Genomic DNA, 5,454 nt, shown 5'->3' with positions numbered 1-5,454 from the left:
GGTTCCCCGGAACAAATACATAGTAGTAGCGAGGTGGAAGTGAGTTTAATTGCTCCCACACTGGAGGAATCATCGGCTGTGGTCAGTCCTGTATCTATGATGACTCGAAGAGTTATCCCCGCCCAGGGATGGGTAGTTAATGCTCAAGGAGATGTGGTTTTAGTGGCTGCTCCTAGGGGAAATCACCCTCACCGAGTTGATGCTGCTACGGCATATTGTCAGTAAATGTCGCACTCAAGCTCTTGTAGTACGGGCATCTTGCCGGGTATTGATGTAACTTAATTGTTGATCAAATTAAAGTCAGGGTGACAATGAAAACAACTCACAAAAAAAAGCTCAGATTAGAACCCAGATTCAAGCCCTCTGTTTTTCTACTAATTCTACTGTTCTGCCTTGCTTTAGCCATCCCCCCTGTATTTGCTCAGATTCATACAGATACAGTACAACTGATGCAACAAGGCAGGCAACTTTACAACTCAGGGCAATTTACCAAAGCTATACCAGTTTGGCAACAAGCCATCACAACATTACCCAGTAATTCCCTCAATACAGCCACTGTATGGAGCAACCTTTCTCTCACCCATCAGCAATTAGGAGAATGGGAAGCAGCCAATACAGCCATTCACAAAAGTTTGGAGATTTTACAATCTGCCAAAACCACCACAGAACAACAGCGCATTTTAGCTCAAACCCTGGATATTCAAGGGCAACTCTTACAAAAAACTGGGCAATCTCAGGAGGCTTTAAATACATGGGCACAAGCCGCTAGACTTTATCCCCAGTCACCCAATGGTCAACTTCATCTTAATTTGATTAATCAAGCTCAAGCTATGCAAGATTTAGGAATGTATTCGCGAGCTTGTCAAACCTTGTTAGAAATATTAGGTTTAAGCAATGCAGAATGTCATATTTCCGAGGCAGAAATAGCAAAACTGCAACAGCAAATACTAGGGAATCCCCAAAATATTTACCCAGCACAAGCTTTAAGAAGTCTCGGTAATGTCATGCGGATTATAGGCGATTTTCCCGCAGCGGAAACAATCCTCCAAGCTAGTTTAGCAATTGCTCAAACCAATAATTTACCGGAAGATGAAAGTAAAGTTTTGCTAAACTTAGGTAATACAGAACTCGCCTTAGCTAACAGAGCCACAGAAGTAGCAAATAGGCGACAAGCGGCAATTTATCGAGCCAAAGCCTTGGAGAAATATCAAGCAGCCTATGAAAAAGCAGTTTCTCTTTCATCTCCGGGTTCAGCTATTTTACAAGTGAAATCTCAACTCAATCAGCTAGAACTATTAATAGCAGAGCAAAAATGGACAGATGCAGAAGCTTTGATATCTCCACTCAAATTTTCATTAACTCACCTCCCCCTGAGTAGAGAAACCATTTATACTCAGGTTAGTTACACTAAAAACTCTCTTTGTTTACAGCAAAAACAGTCGAGTTGCCTCAGCCCTATCACTCCGAATTTATCATCGGTTGGTGAGGTATCTTTCCAGGAGGCAATTCAAACCTTAAACAGTGTTGCACAAGATGCTGCCCAACTTGACGATCAACGGACAAAATCCTATATACTGGGGCTTATAGGAAGATTATATGAGAGTCGCCAAGACTGGAATACAGCCAGTAAGTACACTCAAAAGGCATTACAGTACTCTTGGCAGGCTCAGGCACCAGAGTTAACTTATCAATGGCAATGGCAACAGGGACGACTGCTAAAAGCTCAAGGAAAAACTGAAGCAGCCCTGACTGCTTACGCCCAATCATTGGCAACTCTCCGCTCCTTCCGCAGTGATTTAGTGGCTATCAATACAGAAAATCAGTTTAATTTTAGAGAAAGTACTGAACCTGTTTATCGTGAATATGTCAGTTTACTGTTGCAGCGTCAAGATAACGCAGACATACCCCAAAAAAACTTAGAGCTAGCCCGTGAAACCATAGATTCTCTGCAATTAGCTGAGTTAGAAAACTTCCTGCGCTTGGTTTGTCTGGATGCGAAGCCGGTGGTAATTGACGACATAACGGATAAACAAGACCCTACAGCGGCCTTGATTTATCCCATTGTTTTACAAGACCGTCTTGAGATTATTGTTAAGTTACCACAAAATAAAGACCTACTTCATTACACCACAAAGATTGATAAAAATATAGTTGAGGAAATCCTGGGGGAACTGACTCAGGAGTTGAGTTTAGCTAACCCAAACAATATTAGAATTGATCCCCGAGTCTATGAACGAGTAATCCTGAGCAATGCACAGATACTATACAAATGGCTGTTAGCCCCTGCTGAAAAAGATTTAGCCCAAAGTCAGACTAAAACTTTGGTTTTTGTCTTGGATAGTGCTTTGCAGAATATTCCTATGTCTGTACTGCACAACGGTGAAAACTATGTGATCCAACAGTACAACATTGCCCGTGCTCCTGGCTTACAACTTACCGACTTTCAAACTTATCGGGACAAAAAACCTCGGACTCTCATCGGCGGATTGAGTGAATCCCCCGAAGCGCGGGAGCAACAATTCTCCCCATTACCCTTTGTCCTCAAAGAAGTACAAGAAATTAAATCACAAGTTCCTAGTAGCACTGAGTTACTTAATCCCTCTTTTACCAATGCAGGCTTCAAAAATACCCTCAATTCAGCCCCTTTTTCTGTTGTTCACCTAGCCACCCACGGACAGTTTAGCTCCCAACGTGATGATACTTTTATCCTGACTTGGGACGATCGCCTGAATCTCAACCAGTTAAATAGTTTACTGCGTTCTAGAGATCAGCAGCCTATTGAATTACTAGTATTGAGTGCTTGCGAAACCGTAAAGGGAGACAGCAGAGCCGCCCTAGGGTTGGCTGGCGTTGCTGTCCGAGCGGGGACTCGCAGCACATTAGCTACCCTTTGGCAAGTAAATGATCAATCAACGGCTCTGTTCATGAGTCAATTTTATCAGGCTTTGATGGGTAATAATATGAGTAAAGCCGCTGCTGTACGCCAAGCCCAATTAGCTCTTTTAAACAACCCAGAATACAAGAGTCCCTATTATTGGGCGGGTTATGTTCTCTTAGGTAAATGGTTTTGAGACTCCCCAGATGAAATACCAGCACCTAACCTCTGGGTTGGGATAAATCCACAAGCTGACAGTATAGGGTAGAACATGGCAAAAAAGCGGAGATTCCAGGTTATGATTGATGGATTCATCAAACATCCCAGTTATCAGTTATTCCTTAAGATATTCATCGGCTTAATTACTACTGCAAATATGCAGATGGTAAACGCCCAACTCACACCAGACAATAGCTTAAACTCCACAGTCAGGGGTGATACAGTAAATAACCGTGACATCATTGAAGGGGGAGCCATCCGTGGGAGTAACTTATTTCATAGTTTCACTGATTTTAATGTCGGCGCTGACAGAGGGGTTTATTTTAGTAACCCCGATAGTATTGGCAATATTTTAACCAGGGTGACGGGAAGTAATCCTTCTAGTATTTTGGGAACCTTGGGAGTATTGGGGAATGCTAACCTGTTTTTAATTAATCCCCATGGTATTAGTTTTGGTGCTAATGCTCGGTTAGATGTCAAAGGTTCCTTTGTGGCTGCTAGTGCCGATAGTATCATCTTTGATAATTATGAGTTTAGTAGCACAGATACGACAATAGACCCGTTATTAACTGTGAATATTCCCAGGGGGTTAAGATTTCGGGATCATCCAGGAAATATTACCCTGACTAATTCTAGTCTGAGTGTTCCAGAGGGTAAAACTTTAGCTTTGATTGGTGGTGATGTCAGCCTGAATAACACTCAAATCATATCACCGGGAAGTACAGTAGAGTTGGGTGGGTTAACCCAAGCCGGAAGGGTTGATATAGATGAAAAGCGTTTGACCCTTCCCCAGCCCTTAGATAGCGCCGCCACAAATATCACAACAAAAAATGTCAGCCTCAGTAATGGTGCGGTGGTAGATGTTGCTGGTGGTGGTGGTGGGAGCATAACAATAAATTCCCAAAATTTAGAGATAACTGGAAATAGTCAGCTGCGTGCTGGGATAGCAGCGGGGATGGGTTCACCCAATGCTCAAGGGGGAAATATTCAGATTAATAATACTGATAAAATCACTCTGGATAACTCCTTCATATTTAATGGCGTATTCGGCCAAGGAAATGCTGGGAATATCCACATCAATACTTCTAGTTTAACTTTACAAGATGGTGGTTTTATTAATGCGAGTATCTCCGGTAAAGGCAATACAGGAGCGATCGCAATTACAGCCGCTGATGGGGTGACTATCCGCGGGGAATCTAGTCTGGGCATTATCAGTTTAGTAGTTAGTCTAGTAGCACCAACAGGAGAAGGGAATAGTGGGGGTATTACTATTGATACTTCTACTTTAACTCTGGAAAATGGTGGTGGTATTAATGCTAGTACCATTGGTAAAGGCAATGCGGGAGCAATAACCATTACAGCCGCTGATGGGGTAATTATACGCGCAGAATCTAGTCAAGGCGTTATTAGTTCAGTAATTAGTGCAGTAGGACAAACAGCACAAGGAAATAGCGGGAATATTACCATTGATACTTCTACTTTAACTGTGGAAAATGGTGGTACTATTAATGCTAGTACCATTGGTCAAGGCAATGCCGGGGCGATTGTGATTACAGCCGCTGACGGGGTAACTATCCGGGGGGAATCTAGTCGAGGATTTAGCACTTCTGTATCTAGTGCAGTAGCACCAACAGCACAAGGCAATAGCGCGGGTATTACCATTGATACTTCTACTTTAACCGTGGAAAATGGTGGTAATATTAACGCTAGTACCTTTAGTAAGGGTAATGGCGGGGCGATTGTGATTAGAGCCGCTGATGGGGTGACTATCCGGGGGGAATCTAGTCGAGGATTTCTTAGTTTAGTAGTTAGTGCAGTAGGACAAGAAACCGCAAAAGGAAATGGCGGGGATATTACCATTGATACTTCTACTTTGACTGTAGAAAATGGTACTAGTATTAATGCTACTACCTTTGGTCAGGGTAATGCCGGGGCGATTGTGATTAGAGCCGCCGATGGGGTGACTATCCGGGGGAAATCTAGTGCAGGCTTTACTAGTTCTGTATCTAGTACAGTAGCACCAACAGCAAAAGGAAATAGCGGGGATATTACCATTGATACTTCTACTTTGACTGTGGAAAATGCTGGTACTATTAACACTAGTACCAGTGGTCAGGGTAATGCCGGTGCGATTAACATTCGAGCTACAGAGCAAGTGGCGATTTCAGGTACTTATTTTGACAGAATATTAAACAGAGATTTTGGCGGCATTTTAGCCGTCACCCTCACAGATAACAATGCCGGTAACATCACCATCAACACCCCCAGATTCCAAATTTCCGACGGAGCCGGAGTAGAAGCCTTTACCCAAGGCGCAGGTAACGCCGGTAATGTTACCATCACCGCACCTCAAATAGTAG

At 43.1% G+C, this 5,454-nt stretch carries 3 protein-coding genes; all 3 read left to right on the top strand.

Going from position 1 to position 5,454, the window contains the following annotated elements:
• Nucleotides 1-225: hypothetical protein (locus NWP22_RS11010; protein WP_280801882.1), on the top strand; the 225-nt coding region annotated here is incomplete at its 5' end.
• Between the two features lie 86 nt (nt 226-311).
• Nucleotides 312-3,071 (top strand): CHAT domain-containing protein, encoded by a 2,760-nt coding sequence (locus tag NWP22_RS11005; protein ID WP_271730645.1) that lies wholly within the window; start codon nt 312-314, stop codon nt 3,069-3,071.
• Nucleotides 3,072-3,173: 102 nt separating this feature from the next.
• On the top strand, nt 3,174-5,454 hold a 2,281-nt coding region (locus tag NWP22_RS11000), incomplete at its 3' end, for a two-partner secretion domain-containing protein (RefSeq protein WP_280801881.1).

It is taken from the genome of Anabaenopsis tanganyikae CS-531 (assembly GCF_029891675.1).
Lineage (GTDB): Bacteria > Cyanobacteriota > Cyanobacteriia > Cyanobacteriales > Nostocaceae > Anabaenopsis > Anabaenopsis arnoldii.
This window is presented reverse-complemented; position numbering and strand designations above follow the sequence as displayed.